At 68.6% G+C, this 17,441-nt stretch carries 18 protein-coding genes; 12 read left to right on the top strand and 6 right to left on the bottom strand.

Annotated elements, in window-relative coordinates; translation table 11 throughout:
• Positions 1 to 25: 25 nt before the first annotated feature.
• The gene (locus OG729_RS14040) at positions 26 to 2,161 is read right to left on the bottom strand and encodes a prolyl oligopeptidase family serine peptidase (RefSeq protein WP_405806310.1); all 2,136 of its coding nucleotides are present in this window, start codon (positions 2,159 to 2,161) and stop codon (positions 26 to 28) included.
• A 156-nt stretch (positions 2,162 to 2,317) separates the two neighbouring features.
• On the opposite strand from OG729_RS14040, the gene OG729_RS14035 reads away from it, so the two are divergent.
• The 8 genes from OG729_RS14035 (at position 2,318) to OG729_RS14000 (ending at position 9,956) form a co-directional block, all read left to right on the top strand.
• A complete protein-coding gene (locus OG729_RS14035) occupies positions 2,318 to 2,512 on the top strand; it encodes a hypothetical protein (protein ID WP_142213873.1) in 195 nt (64 codons plus the stop codon).
• A 47-nt stretch (positions 2,513 to 2,559) separates the two neighbouring features.
• Positions 2,560 to 3,447, top strand: a complete 888-nt coding sequence (gene mshB / locus OG729_RS14030; protein WP_360882612.1) for an N-acetyl-1-D-myo-inositol-2-amino-2-deoxy-alpha-D-glucopyranoside deacetylase — start codon at positions 2,560 to 2,562, stop codon at positions 3,445 to 3,447.
• Positions 3,448 to 3,478: 31 nt separating this feature from the next.
• Positions 3,479 to 3,865 carry a DUF6113 family protein gene (locus OG729_RS14025; protein WP_405806308.1) on the top strand — a complete coding sequence of 129 codons (387 nt, stop codon included), beginning with the start codon at positions 3,479 to 3,481 and terminating at the stop codon, positions 3,863 to 3,865.
• A gap of 272 nt (positions 3,866 to 4,137) precedes the next feature.
• On the top strand, positions 4,138 to 6,360 hold the full coding sequence (locus OG729_RS14020) for a hypothetical protein (protein ID WP_405806306.1): 2,223 nt from the start codon (positions 4,138 to 4,140) through the stop codon (positions 6,358 to 6,360).
• 167 nt (positions 6,361 to 6,527) lie between these two features.
• Positions 6,528 to 7,460 (top strand): ABC transporter ATP-binding protein, encoded by a 933-nt coding sequence (locus tag OG729_RS14015; protein WP_360882606.1) that lies wholly within the window; start codon positions 6,528 to 6,530, stop codon positions 7,458 to 7,460.
• Between the two features lie 62 nt (positions 7,461 to 7,522).
• A complete protein-coding gene (locus OG729_RS14010; protein WP_405811127.1) occupies positions 7,523 to 8,209 on the top strand; it encodes an ABC transporter permease in 687 nt (228 codons plus the stop codon).
• 65 nt (positions 8,210 to 8,274) lie between these two features.
• Entirely contained in the window at positions 8,275 to 9,354 is a 1,080-nt protein-coding gene (locus tag OG729_RS14005) for a sensor histidine kinase (protein ID WP_405811125.1), read from the top strand.
• Positions 9,351 to 9,956, top strand: a complete 606-nt coding sequence (locus OG729_RS14000; protein ID WP_405806305.1) for a response regulator — start codon at positions 9,351 to 9,353, stop codon at positions 9,954 to 9,956. Before OG729_RS14005 ends, OG729_RS14000 begins: the two co-directional genes overlap by 4 nt.
• A 189-nt stretch (positions 9,957 to 10,145) precedes the next feature.
• On the opposite strand, the gene OG729_RS13995 is transcribed toward OG729_RS14000, so the two are convergent.
• Entirely contained in the window at positions 10,146 to 10,616 is a 471-nt protein-coding gene (locus OG729_RS13995; protein ID WP_405806304.1) for a hypothetical protein, read from the bottom strand.
• Positions 10,617 to 10,972: 356 nt separating this feature from the next.
• On the opposite strand from OG729_RS13995, the gene OG729_RS13990 reads away from it, so the two are divergent.
• From OG729_RS13990 to OG729_RS13980, 3 genes are all read left to right on the top strand, one after another.
• Positions 10,973 to 11,350 carry a hypothetical protein gene (locus tag OG729_RS13990; protein WP_405806303.1) on the top strand — a complete coding sequence of 126 codons (378 nt, stop codon included), beginning with the start codon at positions 10,973 to 10,975 and terminating at the stop codon, positions 11,348 to 11,350.
• Between the two features lie 388 nt (positions 11,351 to 11,738).
• Positions 11,739 to 12,227: an RICIN domain-containing protein gene (locus OG729_RS13985; RefSeq protein WP_405806301.1), complete on the top strand. Its 489-nt coding sequence runs from the start codon at positions 11,739 to 11,741 to the stop codon at positions 12,225 to 12,227.
• Positions 12,228 to 12,407: 180 nt separating this feature from the next.
• Entirely contained in the window at positions 12,408 to 12,977 is a 570-nt protein-coding gene (locus OG729_RS13980) for a TlpA family protein disulfide reductase (RefSeq protein WP_405806299.1), read from the top strand.
• Between the two features lie 102 nt (positions 12,978 to 13,079).
• Here the strand turns inward: OG729_RS13980 and OG729_RS13975 are convergent, their stop codons facing one another.
• Positions 13,080 to 13,442: a helix-turn-helix transcriptional regulator gene (locus OG729_RS13975; protein WP_405806298.1), complete on the bottom strand. Its 363-nt coding sequence runs from the start codon at positions 13,440 to 13,442 to the stop codon at positions 13,080 to 13,082.
• Positions 13,443 to 13,518: 76 nt separating this feature from the next.
• On the bottom strand, positions 13,519 to 13,887 hold the full coding sequence (locus OG729_RS13970; RefSeq protein WP_405806297.1) for a hypothetical protein: 369 nt from the start codon (positions 13,885 to 13,887) through the stop codon (positions 13,519 to 13,521).
• A gap of 321 nt (positions 13,888 to 14,208) precedes the next feature.
• Here OG729_RS13970 and OG729_RS13965 point away from each other — a divergent pair, with 321 nt between their 5' ends.
• Complete coding sequence (locus tag OG729_RS13965; RefSeq protein ID WP_360882582.1) at positions 14,209 to 14,916, top strand: hypothetical protein; 708 nt, start codon at positions 14,209 to 14,211, stop codon at positions 14,914 to 14,916.
• 254 nt (positions 14,917 to 15,170) lie between these two features.
• Here OG729_RS13965 and OG729_RS13960 read toward each other — a convergent pair whose 3' ends face one another.
• Together OG729_RS13960 and OG729_RS13955 are read right to left on the bottom strand one after the other, a co-directional pair.
• Positions 15,171 to 16,352, bottom strand: coding sequence for a hypothetical protein (locus tag OG729_RS13960; protein ID WP_405806295.1), 1,182 nt, complete (start codon positions 16,350 to 16,352; stop codon positions 15,171 to 15,173).
• A 643-nt stretch (positions 16,353 to 16,995) separates the two neighbouring features.
• Positions 16,996 to 17,256, bottom strand: coding sequence for a hypothetical protein (locus OG729_RS13955; RefSeq protein ID WP_360873677.1), 261 nt, complete (start codon positions 17,254 to 17,256; stop codon positions 16,996 to 16,998).
• Between the last annotated feature and the right edge of the window lie 185 nt (positions 17,257 to 17,441).

Genomic DNA, 17,441 nt, shown 5'->3' with positions numbered 1-17,441 from the left:
GCTGGTGACGGCGGGGCGGGGGAAACTACCCCAGCCCCAACGACCGCCTCAGGAACTCCACCTGAAGCAGCAGCAGATTCTCCGCAATCTGCTCCTGCGGCGTCATATGCGTAACCCCGGTCAGCGGCAGCACCTCATGCCCCCGCCCCGCCGCCAACAGCGCCGCCGACAACCGCAACGTATGTGCCATCACCACATTGTCGTCCGCCAAGCCGTGGATGATCATCAGCGGCCTCGCCGGATTCTCCGGAGTCGTCAACCCGTCCTCCGTCACCAGGGAGTTCGCCGCGTACACCTCCGGCCGCTCCGCCGGATCGCCCAGATACCGCTCCGTGTAGTGCGTGTCGTACAGCCGCAGATCGCTCACCGGCGCGCCCGCCACCGCCGCGTGGAAGACGTCGGGGCGGCGCAGCACCGCCAGCGCCGCCAGATAGCCCCCGTACGACCAGCCGCGGATCCCCACCCGCTCCAGGTCCAGCGGGAACGTCCCGGCCAGTGAGTGCAGCGCCTCGATCTGGTCGTCGAGCGTCAGCGGGAAGTTGTCCTTGATCGCCTTCTCCCAGCCGGGGGAGCGCCCAGGAGCCCCCCGCCCGTCCGCGACGATCACCGCGAAACCCTGGTCCGCGAACCACTGCGAGGTCAGATACGGATTGTGCGCGGCCAGCACACGCTGGCTGTGCGGTCCGCCGTACGGATCCATCAGCACCGGCAGCGGGCCGTCCGACTCCTGGTACCCGGTGGGGAGCAGGACCGCGCACGGAATCCTCCGCCCGCCCCCCTCGCACAGCCGCACCCGCGGACTCAGCACCGGCTGCTCCGCGTACGAGGCCACGGTCGCGACCGCCTTCCCCTCCCGCAGCACCTGTACGGCCGTTCCGCTCACCTCCGTACGTGAGGACGCAAGCACGGTCACCCCGCCGGAGCGCACCGCCGAGTGCACCCCGGGACCCTGCGAAATCCGCTCGATCCCCAGCTCATTGACCCGGTAGACATGGATCTCGCCGATCTCCGGTTCCGCGGCCTCCTCGCCCGCCGCCGCGGCGACCAGCACATCGCTCTCGCCGATGTCCAGCACCGCCCGCAGCTGCAGCTGCGCCCCGGTCAGCGCCCGGTCCCCGACCGCCAGCACCCGTGCGCCGCCCTCGTCCGCGATCCGTACCAGTCGGCCGTCCGGCGCCCAGGCCGGCACCCCGGGGAAAAGGTCCAGCCACACCGGGTCCTCGTCGACATGCACCGTGCGGGTCGCGCCCGACTGCGGATCCACCGCCAGATACACCTGGGTGCGCTGGTCACGCGCCTGGACGAGCAGCAGCGGTGCGCCCGCCGAAGACCAGTGCACCCGGGCGAGATACGGATACCGGACCCGGTCCCAGGTCACCTCCGTACGCTCCCCGTCCAGCGTGACCAGGAACAGCCGCACCTCGGCATTGGGCGTCCCGGCCGCCGGGTACGCGACCTGCTCCGGCTTCCGGTCCGGATGCGCGGGATCGGAGATCCACCAGCGCCGCACCTGCCGCTCGTCCACACGGGCCACCAGCAGCCGGTCCGACTCGGGCGCCCACCAGAAGCCGCGTGAGCGCCCCATCTCCTCGGCCGCGATGAACTCCGCAAGGCCGTACGAGCTGTCCTTGTCCTCCGGCTCCGCCAGCGCCCGGTCCCCCTCGCCCTCCGCGCCGGTCACCCGCAGCGCGCCCTTGGCCACATAAGCGATATGGCGGCCGTCGGGCGACGGGCGGGGGTCGATCACCGGCCCGGGCACGGGCAGTTCGCGCGCGGTTCCGGCCCGCAGCTCGGCCACGTACAAGCGCCCGGAGAGTGCGAAGGCCGCCAACTCGACCTCCTGGTCCACCGCATAGGCGACGATCCCCGACGACCCCTCACGGCTGCGCTCCCGCCGCGCCCGCTCCTGCGCGGAGAGCCTCTCCTGCGCCCCGCCCAGCAGCGCGTCGGGATCGGCGGCCAACCGTTCCTGCAGCCGGCGGGCATCGCCGTCGAGATCCAGCACCCAGAGCCGGCCCACCCGGTCGGTTCCGGAGGCCGACCGCAGGAACACCACCCGGGAGCCGTCCGGCGACACGGTGAAGGCGCGCGGAGCGCCGAGCGTGAAGCGCTGGGTCCTGGCGTACTGACGCGGGAAGGAGAGCTGCTGCCTCGTGGTCATGCGACCGAACCTAGCGTTCGTGCGCCCCCGTGTGCTGCTGTGCACCGATCGATGCGTTGGCACGGATAGTTATGATCCGTAGCGCAAGGTGGGTATGAACCTGCCGGCACATGCAACCTGCCCGTCCCGACCGAATATCTGTGGAGGTGAACCGCCGTGGCACTCTCGATTTCGGCGGTGGTGCTGCTGGCGATCGTCGTCTTCCTGCTGGTCCGGAAGTCCGGGCTGAAGGGTGGGCATGCGGCGGTCTGCGTGTTGCTCGGGTTCTATCTTGCAAGCTCGTCCATCGCCCCCACCATCAACGAGCTGACCACGAATGTGGCGGGAATGATCGGTGGCATCAAGTTCTAGCGCGACGGGTCCGGCCTGATCCAAAAGACACCCCTAGGCTGTCCCGTATGAAGGATCTTCCCGCCCGTCGTCTGCTCCTGGTGCATGCGCACCCGGACGACGAGTCGATCAACAACGGCGCCACGATGGCCCTGTACGCGGCCACCGGCGCCCAGGTCACGCTGGTGACCTGCACCCTCGGGGAGGAGGGCGAGGTCATTCCGCCTGACCTCGCCCACCTCGCGCCCGACCGGGACGACCGGCTCGGACCCCATCGCATCGGCGAACTGGCCGCCGCGATGAAGGAGCTGGGCGTCACCGACCACCGCTTCCTCGGCGGCGCCGGCCGCTTCAGGGACTCCGGGATGATGGGCGTCGAGCAGAACCACCGCCCAGGCGCGTTCTGGAACACCGATGTGGACGAGGCAGCCCTGCACCTCGTCGAGATCATCCGCTCCGTGCGGCCCCAGGTGCTCGTGACGTACGACCCCGAGGGCGGCTACGGACACCCCGACCACATCCAGGCGCACCGCGTCGCGATGCGCGCCGCCGAGCTGGCCGCGGAGCCAGACTTCCGGCGCGACCTCGGCGACGCCCACGCCATCGCCAAGATCTACTGGAACCGGGTGCCACGGTCGGTGGCCGAGGAGGGCTTCGCCCGGCTGCGGGCGGCGGGAGTGGACTTCCCGGGCATCGCGGCGATCGACGACATTCCGGGTGTCGTGGATGATTCCCTGATCACCGCGGAGATCGACGGCACTTCGTACACAGAACGGAAGGCGGCGGCGATGCGCGCCCATGCCAGCCAAATCGCCGTGGACGGGCCCTTCTTCGCACTCTCCAACGATCTGGGGCAGCCGATCTTCGCCACGGAGTACTACCAGTTGGTGCGGGGCGAGCCGGGTGCTCCGCCCGAAGAGCGCGAACACGACCTCTTCGCGGGAGTGGCGGCATGAATGGCATGAATGGCATGACAGGAGTGGCGGCATGAGCGGCATGAGCGGACATGACGGGCAGGCCGGCTCCTGGCTGGCGCAGTCGCCCAGACCCGGCCGGATCGCCGCGTACCTCGGTCTCGCCGTGCTCGGCCTGCTGGTCGGGATCGCGGGCGCGCTGGTCCAAGGGGCCTGGTTCCCGGGCGGGTTGCTGCTCTCGCTGCTCGCCACCGCGGGTCTCTTCTACGGCTCGCTGCGCGCCACCGGCACCCAGCTCGGCGTGCTTGCGCCGGCGGTGGGATGGCTGATGGGGATCGTGGTGCTGAGCATCGGACGGCCCGAGGGCGACGGGGTGTTCTCCGCCGGGATCGGGCCGCTCGTCTACATGCTCGGCGGAATGGCGGTGGCTGTGATGTGCGCCACCATGTCGAGGTCTTAGCAACCGGGCGGCAGACCCAGCCGACTTGGCACATAAGGGGTCTGCGGGAACCCCCGGCAGGCAGTCGGTACGCCAGACGCCTATGGTGGGTCGCCCCGAGGGGTGGGAAGCCCCTGAACTGACCATGCCCGTACGGTCGGCGGTATGTCGCTTCCCACAGTCCCGGGGTGTCTGTCGGCGGCGCCCAGTATGGTGGTGCGCGCCGCCGAGCCGCCCACAGCAGTAGCTATCCAGTAAAAAACGGGCGGCGAAGCCAACCGGGAGAACCTGCTTTGAGTCGTGAAACTGACAGTTCGTCCTCCGGCCCCCAGGGGCGCGGTGGAGCCGCGTACCCCTCGGGAACACCGCCGTACGGAACCCGCCAGTATCCGTCGCTGCATCCCACGCAGGACGCACCGGACGAGGCCGACGCGGTTCCCGAGCAGCAGTCGGACGAGCCCAGGACCGAGACCACGCTGACCACGCGCATCCGGATCAACATCCCGGGTTCGCGGCCGATCCCGCCGGTGGTCATGCGCACGCCCATGAGTGACGTGGACGCGGCCACCGCCTCGGCGGCTTCCGCTGCTTCCTCGGGCTCCACCGGCTCCTCCGGCAGACAGAGCAGCGAGCGCACGGGCAGCACACCGCGGCCCGATGTGACGCAGGAGACTGCCGCACCCGCGGTGGAGCCGCCGGCCGAGGAGAAGGCTCCGGCGAGCGACTGGTTCGCTCCGCGGAAGTCCTCTTCCGCCACGAACGGGGCGGGTCTGTCGGCCTCGGCCGCGCAGCCGTCCGCTCCGGCTCCGGGCGCGCCCGCGGGCCCGGCGTCCGCGAGTGGCGGCACGAGTGGCGGCGGGAGCGGCGCGTCTTCGCCGTACCTCTCCGACGGTCCCGGCTCGGGCGGTCCTGCCTCCGGCGGTCCCGGCGGTCCCGGCGTGCCTCGCGCCGGCGGCTCGCTCAGCGACCTGGCGGCAAACGCCGACGGCCGGGCATCCGGCCCGAACGCTTTCGCTCCCGGGCCCGGGAACAACACGCCCCCGCTGGGAGTGCGCCCGCCGGCCGGGCCGACTTCGGGGCCCGTCAAGGGCAGCATGCCGATCCGCCCGCGCCCCGGCGGCCAGGGCGGTCCCGGCACGAGCGGCGGTTCCGGCGTTCCCGGCGTCCCCGGTCCGATGGTCCCCGGCGTCCCAGGTCCCGGCGGCCCTGGCGTCCCCGGCGGCCCCGGCACGCCCCGGATGTCCGACGACACCGCTGTGCTGACCCCGCAGAAGCCCGCGGGATCCGCCCCCGAGCCGCCCGCCGGCCATGTCTCCGGCGATACGCTCACCAGCGGCATCCCCGTCGTCCCGAGCGACCACCGCTCGCCCTTCCCGCCGCTCGGCGGCCCGCCGCCGGGCCCCGGCACCGGACCGAACCCGGTCATCGGGGGATACCCCGGCCCCGCGGACGAGGGCGACTTCTCCGCACCGGAGTTCCCGGCCGGCCCCGGCGGCGGCCCCGCCGGTCCCGTCGTGCCGACCCCGGCACCCGCCACCCCGAGGCCCGCACCCCGGCCCACGCCTGCCAAGAAGGGCCGCTCCAAGCTGGTGCTCGCCGGCGCCGGAGTGGTCGGCCTGCTCGGCATCGCGTACGGCGCCGGACTGCTGCTGAACCACTCCGACGTACCGAAGAGCACCACGGTCCTCGGCGTCGACATCGGCGGCGGCACCAAGGAGGAGGCGGTCAGCAAGCTCGACACCGCCCTCGGCAAGCAGGCCGCCAAGCCGCTGCAGCTCTCGGTCGGCGGCAAGAAGGAGCAGCTCGCCCCTGACAAGGCCGGGCTCTCCCTGGACAGCCAGGCCACCGTCCGTAACGCCGCGGGCAGCGACTACAACCCCGTCTCGGTGATCGGCTCCCTCTTCGGCACCGAGCGGGTCGCCGAACCGGTGATCCTCGTCGACGAGGAGAAGCTGAGCGTGGCGCTCACCGACCTCGCGGGCGTCTCCGGCTCGGCGAGCGAGGGCACGATCAGGTTCGAGCCGAACAAGGCCGTCGCCGTACCGGGCAAGGCGGGTCTGACGCTGGACGTCGGCCGTTCCATGCTCTCGGTCAAGGACGCCTACCGCGCCCAGGTCGAGACCGGCAGGCCGAACGTCGTCGAACTGCCCGTCGCCACCCGCCAGCCGAGAATCACCCAGACCGAGCTCGACCGGGCGATGGAGCAGTTCGCCGAGCCCGCGATGTCCGGCCTGATCACCATCAAGGCGGGCGGCAAGCAGATCCAGTTCGGCCCGGCCAAGTCGCTGCCGAAGATCCTTTCCATGAAGGCGATCGACGGGAAGCTGGTCGAGGTCTACGACAAGAAGGCGATCACCGAGCTCCTCGACGGCGTCTTCGACGGGATCATGATCACCAAGGGTGACGGAAAGAAGCACCAGCTCACCGCGGACGATGTCGCCCAGGCGATGGGGACGGCGCTGCGGGGCAAGACGGCTGCCGAGCGCACCGCCACGATCGAGCTCGACCCGAGCTAGCGCGAACCCTGCCGTAGCTGATCAGAGCCCCTGCCCGGTCCCGGGCGGGGGCTCTGGCACGACCTCTGTCAGGACCTCTGTCACGACCGTGGCCATGACATCTGTCATCCCTCAGTCACGACCACCGACACTGACGCCGTACCCCTGCCCACGGCCAGTCTTGGCACATGACGACGACAGCCGCTCCCACCGTGACGAGCCCGGTGGTGAGCTTCGAGAATGTGAGCAAGAGCTACGGCTCGGTCCGTGCCGTGGCCGATCTCTCGCTGACGCTCCACCCGGGTGAGACCGTCGCCCTCCTCGGCCCCAACGGCGCGGGCAAGTCCTCCACCCTCGACCTGCTCCTCGGCCTGCGCCCCGCCGACACCGGTTCCATCCAGCTCTTCGGTACGACCCCGAGGCAGGCCGTCACGGACGGCCGCGTCGGCGCGATGCTCCAGAGCGGTGGCCTGATGGAGGAGGTGAAGGTCCGCGAACTGGTGCGGCTCGCCTGCGCGCTGCACCCCAAGCCGTACCCCGTAGACCAGGTGCTGTCGCAGGCCGGGATCACCCAGATCGCCGACCGTATGGTCGACAAGCTCTCCGGCGGCCAGGAGCAGCGCGTGCGGTTCGCGCTCGCGACAGCCGGAGCCAACGACCTCATCGTGCTCGACGAGCCGACCACCGGCATGGACGTCACAGCGCGGCAGTCCTTCTGGGCCACCATGCGCGAGCAGACCGAGCAGGGCCGTACGGTCCTGTTCGCCACGCACTATCTGGAAGAGGCCGACGCGATCGCCGACCGGGTGATCGTGCTGCACCGCGGGCGTCTCCTCGCCGACGGCACGGCCGCCGAGATCAAGGCGAAGGCGGGCGCCCGGCGGATCTCCTTCGACCTCGAGGGCGCTGTCGACGAGAGCGCGCTGCGCGGGCTGCCGTTCCTGTCCACGTTCTCCCTGTCCGGCCGTACGGTCCGCATGCAGTCGCACGACGCGGATGCGACCGTCCACGCGCTGTACGGACTCGGGGTCTACCCCCGCAATCTCGAAGTCGCAGGACTGGGCCTGGAGCAGGCCTTCGTCGCCATCACGGAGGCCGAGGAGGCCAAGGCGCTGTGCTGAATCAATTTTCCGGGGCACTGATCAAGCTCGAGATCACCCGCGCACTGCGGAACAAGAAGTTCATGTTCTTCTCGGTGATCTATCCCTCCGCGCTCTTCCTGATGATCGCCGGCACCCAGGACTCCACCGCCAAGGTCCCGCACACCAATCTGACGATGCCCGCGTTCTACATGGTCGCGATGGCGTCCTTCGGCGCGCTGACCGCCGTACTGATGGGCAACAGCGAACGGATCGCGAAGGAGCGCGAGAAGGGCTGGGTCCGCCAGCTGCGCCTCACCTCGCTGCCCGGCCGCGGCTATGTCCTGGCGAAGATCGCCGGCGCCGCCGTGGTCACCCTGCCGTCGATCGTGATCGTCTTCGTGGTGGCGGCCGCGGCCAAGGACGTACGCCTGGAGAACTGGCAGTGGCTCGCGCTCACCGGCGCGATCTGGGCAGGCAGCCTCTGCTTCGCGGCCCTCGGAGTGGCCCTCGGCTATCTCGTCTCGGGCGACGCGGTACGGCCCGTCACGATGATCCTGTACTTCGGCCTCTCGATCCTCGGCGGCCTGTGGATGCCCACCACCGTCTACCCGCAGTGGCTGCAGAACATCGCGGAATGGCTGCCCACGCACGCGTACGCCGCCCTCGGTCAGGCCATCGAGCTCGGAACGTCCCCGCACCTGAAGGACGTTGCCATACTGGCCGCGTACTTCCTGATCTTTGCCGCAGGTGCGGCCTGGCTGTACCGGAAGGACACACTGAAGGCGTGAACGAGGAAACCTTCGCCGGGATCGGGCGCCCTGCGAGCACGCGCCGTCAGGCCTTCATCAAGCTGATGTGGATCGGCATCTGGCTGGCCTTCATGGGAGCCCCGGTCAGTGACCTCGTCAACGGCGGACACGCCGCCTGGCCGACCGCCCTCGGGTGGCTCGGCCTGGTGGCCTTCGTAGCCGTCTATCTGGCCCTGGTCTTCCGCCACACCTCAAGGCCCCTGGCCAGCACCACGGTCTACGCCACGCTCGCCGGCCTCTTCTCGCTCTCCGTCGTCCTGTCCCTGACGCTCGGCTCCGAGTGGCTGGTGCTCTTCGTGTACGTGTCGGTGTCGGCCGGAGCGGTGCTGCCGCTGCGGCTGGCCCGCTGGGCGATCCCGGGGATCACCGGGGCGATGGTTCTGATCGGCCTGAAGACCGACGACCCGGGGAGCATCCTCCCGGCGGTCGTCATCCCCGCCCTGCTCGGCGGATTCTCGATGACGGGCGTGCGGCATTTGGTGCGTACGACCGTTGAACTGCGCGAGGCCCGGGCAACGGTCGCCCAGCTCGCCGCGAACGAAGAGCGCCTGCGGCTGGCCCGGGACCTGCACGACCTCCTCGGCCACTCCCTCTCCCTGATCACCCTGAAGAGCGAACTGGCCGGTCGGATGCTGCCCGACCAGCCGGAGCGGGCGGCCCAGCAGGTCGCCGACATCGAGAAGGTCAGCCGGCAGGCGCTGGTGGACGTGCGGGAGGCGGTCACCGGCTATCGACGGCCGACGCTGCCGGGCGAGTTGGCGGGGGCACGCACGGCCCTGGCGGCAGCCGGGATCACGGCCGAGGTCCCCACGGAGTCCCCCGACGTCCCCGAGAAGCAGGAGGCGGCGCTCGCCTGGTCGCTGCGGGAGGCGGTGACCAATGTCGTACGGCACAGCGGCGCGCACCGCTGCGTCATCGCGCTGACGCCGCGCCAGACGCTGGACGGCCCGATGCTGGAGCTGACCGTGGAGGACAACGGCCATGGCGGCAGCGCGACGTTCGGCAACGGGCTCACCGGTCTTCGCGAACGCGTCACGGAGGTCGGCGGCACGGTGATCACGGGCTCCGGAAAAGCCGGCGGCTTCATCCTCACCGTCCGGGTCCCTCTAGGATCCGCCTCATGATCCGACTCCTCCTGGCCGAAGACCAGTCGATGGTCCGCGAGGCCCTTGCGGCGCTGCTCGGCCTGGACCCGGACTTCGAGGTGGTCGCCCAAGTCGCCCGCGGCGACGAGGTGTTGACGGCGGCCCGGGCCCACGAGGTGGACGTGGCCCTGCTCGACATCGAGTTGCCGGGCAAGACGGGCATCGAGGCGGCCCGCGAACTCCACACGGAGTTCCCCGCGGTGAAGATCGTCATCCTCACGACCTTCGGCCGCCCCGGCTACCTCCGCACGGCGATGGAATCGGGTGCGGACGCCTTCCTGGTGAAGGACGCCCCCGCGGCCCAACTGGCCGAGGCGGTACGCAAGGTGCTCGCCGGCGAACGCGTCATCGACCCGGGCCTGGCGGCGGCGGCCCTGGCGGAGGGCGCCAACCCGTTGACCGACCGCGAACGCGAGGTCCTGCGGTCCGCGGCGGACGGCGCGACGAACGCGGAACTGGCGGCGCGGCTGCATCTGTCGCAGGGGACGGTGCGCAACTACCTGTCGACGGCGATCCAGAAGCTGGCGGTCAGGAACCGGGCGGAGGCGGTGCGGACGGCGCGCGAGAAGGGCTGGCTGTAGGCGGTTTCTGAGAGCCGTCAAGGCCGACGGCCTCCGCTGGACTCTCTCCGGGCGGAGGGCTGTAACGCGTTGCGTTTTGCGCACTGCGTTACAGCCTTGTCCCGGCGTAGAGCCCTTTCGGCCGCGGGCTTTACGCGCGGCCTCCCGGCATCCTGGTGAATTCACCGTTGACGATGGAATGTACTGCACTTACAGCGAGTACTTGATGATCCAGGTCATGGTCTTCCGGTTGGCAGGCCGTTTGCCGCACTTGAGAGCGGTCGCGCTCACGGCCTGAAGATATCCGCAATTGGCGGCGTTCGCGATCGGAGTCTTTGCCCCGTTGTTCAAGGAAGCGATTCCCCATCCCGCGGTCCCGGCTCCACCGTCGCAGCGCTTGAGGGACACGGGCTTATTCCTGCCGTTGCCGGCCAGGCATGCCATGCCGAACGGGGCGGTTCCGGTGCTGTAGTTGGTGTACTTCGCGGAGCCGTAGTTGTTCCAGTGAAAAGCGTCCCGTTTCCGGCACGTGCCGAGCGTGAGGTTCTTGTTGTAGCCGTTCCCCTGAATACACTTGCCGTTGGCCTGGTTGACGATGTACCAACGGCCGCCGGGCTCGGCATGCGCGGTCGAGGCAGGCCCGGTCACGGCCAGTCCGACAGCCAGGGCGGATGTGACCATCCCGGCGACAGCATTCCTCTTCCTGTTCACAATTGCTCCCCCTTGCTCGCTTTTCGGCGAGTGATCTTCCTGCGTGGTCGGGAACTTTTATAGTGCCGTGGCGAAGTGGGGTCACGTGACTTGAGGAGAATCTGAGGCGGGAAATTACTGACGCCCTTTATGTCCTCGACGGGCCCTTTCGCGACGGACGAGGGGACGCCGGTCGTCGGGGCACTGCCCTTTGGTACACCTCCCCGACGCCGGACGCGCCGGTGTGATGGTCGTGGGTACCGTCACCAGCGGTGCCTGGTGATCTTCCGGGTACGTACGGGGGCGGGTGTGTCCTCGTGCTGGACGCGTCATGTATGGGGGCGACGATGATCAAGCAGCGGTTCGCGAAGGCGGCCGGTGTCGGCGCGATGGCGCTCGCGCTGGGGCTGGGCAGCGCGGGTGATGCGCTGGCCTGGCAGACCTCGTTCACGAGCAACGGGAAGGCCTCCCAGTCCTCGCCGGTGCGCAGCGTCACGAAGGGCAAGCACTTTCTGAACGTCTGCATCAAGGGCAACGGGAAGACGAAGTTCACCGCCGAGCTCTACAAGAAGGTCGAGGGCAAGGACCCGTTGATCCAGAAGCTGAGCGGCAAGGACAGCAACGTGTGCTGGATGGCGCCGTTCAAGCAGATGAGCGCAGGCAAGTACTACTTCACCGTGCACTACCCGAAGAAGGGCAAGCAGGTGTCCGGCGGCGTCCAGTAGCCCCGTCCGGGCGCGAGAGGGGCTCGCTGAGTGGCGGGCCCCCTCCGGCTGTCACAGGCATTGAGCCTGCTGCCGGATGGGCTGACGATCCGGCTCAGTTCTACGAGAGCCCCGTCGATGGTGGTGGCCTGGCCGGAGATCGAGACCTCCACGGCAGGGTCGTGACCGTTCAGGGTGTCCGGGAACCTCTTCTCGATCCGCGCGTACTCCGGCGCGTCACCCCCGGGGCGGCCTGCACGCCCAACGTGGGCAGGGTCTTCTCACGCGCCACGAGAACGCCGACGGCAGCCGCGGTGACGGCGACCACGCCGACTGCGGTAGGTGATCTGCGAGAGCGTCAGACCATCTGAAAAACCTGCACCTCCACCCGAAAAGGGGAAATGGTTCCATGCATAAAGCAGCCCGGGCTCTTGTGCTCACCGGCGCGGCCGTGTCCCTGTTCGCCGTCTCCGCAGCGCCGGCGAACGCTGGAACCGCCGCCTACAACAACGTGCGCCTTCAGAAGGTCTGGAGCGCGAAGAATCTGTGCCTGTCGGTGAACGGGAAGACCAGCAACAACGCGCCGGTCATGCAGAAGGGCTGTTCCACGGCCACCGATCAGAAGTGGACGCTCAAGGGCAACTCCCACGGTATCTACACGATCAAGAACAAGCGGTCGGGCAAGTGCATGGGCATATCGAGCACGAGCAACGGGACGGCCGTCACACAGCGGCCGTGCAACGCCTCCTCGAAGACCCAGCAGTGGGCCCTTTCCGGCAGCCGGATCATCAGCAAGTGGGCGGGCAAGTGCCTGATCTCCCGTAACGACACGAGCGGTACGAAGTCCGTCATCTCCAAGTGCGGCAACCGCAAGGCCGAGGAGTGGGGCATCTCCTGAGCACCTGAACGAGGAGGGGCCCGCCGCGCAGTGTGTGCAGCGGGCCCCTTCGTCGCGCTGCCGCCGCGGCAGCGTGCCCCGGGGAGGCGCATCCCGGGGTATTCGCCATTCAGCCGGAATCAGTCCAAGCGAGCGTGGGGCAACTGCGCCGTCTGGTGAGCAAGTTGGGATACTTCCGGCATGAGAGTGAAACGTGCTGTGGCGTGGGCCGGGGCGCTGTGCGCGCTGTTGTCGGGGTGTGCTGCCGGGAAGGGGCCGGAGATTGATCCGGAGACCGGGGCGGCGCGGAAGTTCCCGGTGAACGAGCGTCCGGCGCTGGCGGATCTTTCGGGAAAGTCGCTGGACGGGGCCGCGGTGCGGCTGTCGGACTACCGGGGGAAGGTCGTGATCCTGAACACCTGGTCGTTCACGTGCGGGCCATGCCGGGCGGAGGCGCCGGGGCTGGAGAGGTTCCGCACTGCGATGAAGGACAAGGGCGTGGAGGTGCTGGGGATCACCCGGGATTCGAACCTGGGGAGCGCGCGGGCTTTCGAGAAGGAGTACGGGCTGTCGTATCCGAGCATCGTCGACCCGACAGGGAAGCAGCTTCTGCGGCTTCCCCGAGGGCTGCTGAACACCCAGTTCATTCCCTTCAGCGTGATCATCGACCGCAAGGGGCGGGCGGCAGCCGTGGTGCCGGGCGCGGTGACGGAGGAAGAGTTCCGGAAGCTCACCTCGCCCCTGCTGAAGGAAGGGAATCGGCCCACATGAGGTCGGTGCGCTGGTCCCACTGGCGCCGCCTGCCAACAGCACCAATCCCGACTCGGCCACTGCAAACGAGGTCACAGCCCTACGGGCTGTGACCTCGTCACCTCAAGCGCAATTGCTGTACTGGGCCGCGCGAGAGGGCACCGCATGGGGTTGGGTGGGGATCAGCGGCAGGTGTCTGGTGCACCGCGGGTCCGGGCACAGCCGGTCGTGCGCCAGGACGGAGATCACCGCAGCTTGCAGGCGTGACGTCTGGCCGAGTTTGGCCAGTATCCGCGAGATGTGCGCCTTGACGGTACGTTCAGCTATCCCGAGCTTCAGGGACAGCTCACGGTTGGACAGGCCACCGCCGAGGAGCAGCAGGACCTGCCTTTCCCGGTCAGTGAGCCGGCCGATGTCCCAGGGAGCATCGAACGGCCCGGTCCGGGGGCTCCCGTAGGGGCACAGCGCGATGTCCTCTCGATTCACTCGCTTTTTCAACATTTCCCCCTAGAAATGGGCGACCCGCACCACCGGTCAGCCGACGCGGGTCGCGGCGTACAGGTCAGAGAGCGAAGCGAGGGGTGGTCCCGTGGCCCTTGATCTGGACGTGGATCGTCGTTCCGTTGGGGAACTTCTGCGGCTTCTTCAGCCCCCAGCTGGCGCGGTAGACGTGGCTGATCTCACCGACGTACTTCGCCTTCTTCCAGCCAGTGAACGCCCTCGGGGCCTTCTTCGGCTCGTCGACGATCACGCGCATCTCGTAGGTGCCGCCCTTCTTGGGGGCGGTGTAGTCACCGGAGAGGCTGTGGAGGAGGTCCTTCTCCCGGTCCGCGACGACCAGGGTCGCCCGGGTGTGGTTCTTGTTGTGGACGTCGTAGAACTTCTCTGTCGCATACGCCTGCGGGCCGACGAGAAGGGTGACTGTAGTCATGGCCAGGGTGAGAAGGACGCTTGCAGTAGTGCGGTTGGTGCGCATGTGCGAATTCGTCTCCCTGATGCCGCTCGTCCCAGCGAAGCCCCGTGCCCCGAGTGCGGCGGCAATCGTGATCCAATCTAACCGATCGCTCTGACACATACACGACAGTAACTTGCGGTCCGACGAGGGCGGTTGGCCATCAGGGAGGTGGCCGTCAGGGCAGCACCCGAAGAGTCAATACCGGTCAACTGCACGAATTCGTAGGGTCGTTGTGCACGGAGCACACCCGTACGAAGAGGAGAAGCAGTAGTGAACACCGGTCCCACCATGCGTCGTATGTCCACCGCCGTCGTCGCCGGCGCCGCAGCGGTCGCGGTTCTCGCCCCGGCTGCCTCCGCGGCCACCGCTGCCCCGTCCGCCCCGGCCGCTGTTGCGGGCGTCCAGGCTGAGGCCGCGGCGAAGAAGCTGACCGTGAGCGGCTATGTCAGCTACCTCAAGACGTCGAAGAAGCCCGAGGCGAAGCAGACCCTGGCGCAGTTCAACAAGCTGCCGCAGGCCAAGAAGGTCAAGTTCGTCAACTACCTGCAGAACCGCGGCGTCTACACGGCGCTGACCGCGTCGATGAAGGGCACGGTCAACCGTGACCTGCGGGTGGTGACCCCGTACAACGCGGACGTCAACTTCCTCAAGACCGTCAGGACGGTCCAGGGCAAGGACAAGCAGCGAACCACCAAGGTCACCTTCACCGTGACCGAGCGGATCTACGGCATCCCGGTCACCAGCGAGCAGGTCTCGGTGAAGTACCAGGCCAAGCCCGTCAAGCCGGGCGGCTTCGTGCGCGGTGAGGCGAAGGTGACCAACGTCAACGCGGCGATCGGGATCCTCGCCGGCAAGATCGAGGCCCGCAAGGTCATCGGCGGCTACCTCGCGGGCACCAGGTGGACCGCGACGCCGAACTACCAGTCGTTCGGCAAGAAGGTCATCAAGGAACAGAACGTCACCAGCGGCTCCGGCTACTGGAAGGCGATCCTGGCCAACCGCTGACCACATGGTTACCGATCAGCCGGCTAAGTGGCTGGTCACCGGTCAGCTCCCTCTGGCGGCGCGGCTCATCTCCCCCGAGCCGCGCCGCCACTCCCTTTTCCGGCGCCGGCGGTTCGACGGCGTCCGGTCGTCATATCTCGTAGCCGTTGCGGAGGCGCTTGAATCACTCCCGCTCCGGGGCCAAAGACGACAGGGTGCGTGCCAGGCGTACAAGACGCCCGGCACGCACCCTGCAAGGAAACCTGTCGCTGAGGTCAGAACTTGCCGTAGCGGCCGGTCAGGTCAGCCTCGGGGCAGGTGATCGAACCGATCAGGCAGGCGACGCTGGCGTACTTCCGCGTGTAGACGTTGGTGACCTTGCCGCCGTCGTAGATGTAGATGTGGTGGTTCGGGAACAGCCGGTGCTTGCCGGAGCGGATGGTGTAGTTCCCGCTCGTGGTCAGGTTGATGGTGAAGGCCCCGTCGGCAGCGCCCTTGACTCCGCCCAGGCCCTTGCAGAACGGGTTGGTGGCGTGCACGACCATCCGCAGGTCCACGTAGTTCTTGCCCGACCCCAGCTTCTTGGCGTACGTGTCCTTGGCGCTGGCGGTCTTCTTGGTGACGTACTTGCCGGTCTTCTTCACGTACACGTGGGTGGGCTGGATGTGCTTGTTGCCCACCACCGCCTTGGACTTCCACGTGACGGTCGCGTGCAGGGCGAAGCGGTACTTGCTCGACTTCCAGTTGAAGTCGGAGTGCCCGTCGCCGCCGAACTGGAAGTTCTTGCCGTACGAACAGCCCGCCACGGGAGCGTCGACCTTCTTCTGCGGGATGAAGCCGACCCAGGACAACGTGGACGTCTTGGCCACGCCCGCTGCAGCCGCCCGCTCGACCGCCTCCTCGCGCAGACCCGTCAGTGATCCGGAGGCGGGGACGGACACCTTCATGCCGTACAGCCGGGACTCCGGGCTGCCGCTCTTCGGCAGCAGCGGCACGACCTGGTAGTTGTAATCGGCGCCCGGCTTCACGTTCGTGTCGCGGAAGGACGTCACCCCCGCGGCCAGGGTGGCCACATCCTGGCCGCCCCGGGTGATCACGTAGCGGGCGTCCTTCGCGTAGCCCTTCCACGACAGCTCCACGAAGCCCTTGCCGGCCGCCGCGGTGATCCCCTCGCGGGCCATGGAACTGTCGACGACGGCGGTCTCACCCGAAGCCGCCCGCATGACGCCGAACCCCTGCGTCTGAAGGGCCTTGCCCTCGGCGCTGTTCGCACTGACGCCGGACACGTCCTTCAGTCCGTCGGAGGACAGTGCGGATACGGAGAACGCCGCAGCGCCCGGCCGCAGGGCCTGGTCGGAGGGGGAGTTGGTGGAGGCGAACGCCTGGAACCCGCCCGCGACAAGCATGAGCGGAGCCGCGGACAGCGCCGTCACTTTGGCAACACGAGAAAGCTGCATTATTTGTTTCCTTTCATCCTTCTTCAATGCCACTGACGACGTGGGGGAGCGGATATCGCCGCTCCTCCCTGCCCGGCCTCTGCCGCGCCACCGCTTCCGGGCGGGCAGCAGCCGGTGGACGACCGTCTCGCCGTGGGGGCGTCGTCTACGTTCTGCGAAGGGCGTGAGCTGGAGAGATGTGCCGGCGGGACGGATCTGCCGCAGTTGGGGTCCGGCCCGGTCTGCACCAGGCACTGCTGACCGAACTGCGCAGAGCGGGCCCGCTGGAGCTGGACGCCGCTGCCATCGACGCCTCATGCATCAGGGCCCTGAAAAGGGGGCTCACACCGGCCCTTCGCCTCCTTCTGTCAGGGCTGCGTCAACGACCCTAGGGAGGAGGAGGGGTGGGGCGTAAGTGTCTCCTGGGGCAGTGCCCGAAAGGGCAGCGGCTTTTCGTGTGGCCTTGACGGACCGACCGGCTGAGTGGGGCAGCAGACGCCGTTGCAGTTCGCGGTGCAAAAAAAGGGGGGCCCGCCACGCGCATCGCGTGGCGGGCCCCTTCTCCTTACGGCGGTCCGGCTTTCCATGGCGCCACGACGTAGCGCCGCAAGACAGGAAGAACGGCCAGGGTCGGGTGTCCTCCCCGTTCCATGGGGAGGACGCGTCAGGCGCTGGAGGCAGCGACGAGGAGGACCGGGTAGAGCACGCCGAGGGATCCGGCGGCCAGGCCGATGGCGCACTGGCCTCGGTTGAGCTTGTTGGCCAGGCCGAGGAGGGCGAAGGTGACGGCGAGGCTGCCGGCCAGGAGCGGGATCGCGATTCCGACGAAGCCGGAGAGCACTGCGGCGATCAGCGCGACGGTGCCGAGGACGAGGGAGACCGGCCCGTAGAGGGTCGCAGGGCTGTCGGTCGCTCCGGTGGCCATGTCGGGTTCCTTGCTGTTGGGCGTCGGCGTCGTCCGACGCGCAGGTAAAGGCATCCTGGACACTTCATGATGGCACTTTCCGCACATGCCCCGGATATGCACGCAGCGTACGGACGTCTCTGAGATCAACCTCACGCTCGCGCGTGGTGCTGTCATGTCACCAGCCCGCCGGCAGGGTCCGACCT

The organism is Streptomyces sp. NBC_00210 (assembly GCF_045160975.1).
Taxonomy (GTDB): Bacteria; Actinomycetota; Actinomycetes; order Streptomycetales; family Streptomycetaceae; genus Streptomyces.
This window is presented reverse-complemented; position numbering and strand designations above follow the sequence as displayed.

What these genes read in the sequence shown, in the direction of transcription:
- OG729_RS14040 (WP_405806310.1), bottom strand. Translation starts at nt 2,161, where the DNA reads ATGACCACGAGGCAGCAGCTCTCCTTCCCGCGTCAGTACGCCAGGACC.
- mshB (WP_360882612.1), top strand. Translation starts at nt 2,560, where the DNA reads ATGAAGGATCTTCCCGCCCGTCGTCTGCTCCTGGTGCATGCGCACCCG.
- OG729_RS14025 (WP_405806308.1), top strand. Translation starts at nt 3,479, where the DNA reads ATGAGCGGCATGAGCGGACATGACGGGCAGGCCGGCTCCTGGCTGGCG.
- OG729_RS14015 (WP_360882606.1), top strand. Translation starts at nt 6,528, where the DNA reads ATGACGACGACAGCCGCTCCCACCGTGACGAGCCCGGTGGTGAGCTTC.
- OG729_RS14010 (WP_405811127.1), top strand. Translation starts at nt 7,523, where the DNA reads ATGTTCTTCTCGGTGATCTATCCCTCCGCGCTCTTCCTGATGATCGCC.
- OG729_RS14005 (WP_405811125.1), top strand. Translation starts at nt 8,275, where the DNA reads ATGTGGATCGGCATCTGGCTGGCCTTCATGGGAGCCCCGGTCAGTGAC.
- OG729_RS14000 (WP_405806305.1), top strand. Translation starts at nt 9,351, where the DNA reads ATGATCCGACTCCTCCTGGCCGAAGACCAGTCGATGGTCCGCGAGGCC.
- OG729_RS13995 (WP_405806304.1), bottom strand. Translation starts at nt 10,616, where the DNA reads ATGGTCACATCCGCCCTGGCTGTCGGACTGGCCGTGACCGGGCCTGCC.
- OG729_RS13990 (WP_405806303.1), top strand. Translation starts at nt 10,973, where the DNA reads ATGATCAAGCAGCGGTTCGCGAAGGCGGCCGGTGTCGGCGCGATGGCG.
- OG729_RS13985 (WP_405806301.1), top strand. Translation starts at nt 11,739, where the DNA reads ATGCATAAAGCAGCCCGGGCTCTTGTGCTCACCGGCGCGGCCGTGTCC.
- OG729_RS13980 (WP_405806299.1), top strand. Translation starts at nt 12,408, where the DNA reads ATGAGAGTGAAACGTGCTGTGGCGTGGGCCGGGGCGCTGTGCGCGCTG.
- OG729_RS13970 (WP_405806297.1), bottom strand. Translation starts at nt 13,887, where the DNA reads ATGACTACAGTCACCCTTCTCGTCGGCCCGCAGGCGTATGCGACAGAG.
- OG729_RS13965 (WP_360882582.1), top strand. Translation starts at nt 14,209, where the DNA reads ATGTCCACCGCCGTCGTCGCCGGCGCCGCAGCGGTCGCGGTTCTCGCC.
- OG729_RS13960 (WP_405806295.1), bottom strand. Translation starts at nt 16,352, where the DNA reads ATGCAGCTTTCTCGTGTTGCCAAAGTGACGGCGCTGTCCGCGGCTCCG.
- OG729_RS13955 (WP_360873677.1), bottom strand. Translation starts at nt 17,256, where the DNA reads ATGGCCACCGGAGCGACCGACAGCCCTGCGACCCTCTACGGGCCGGTC.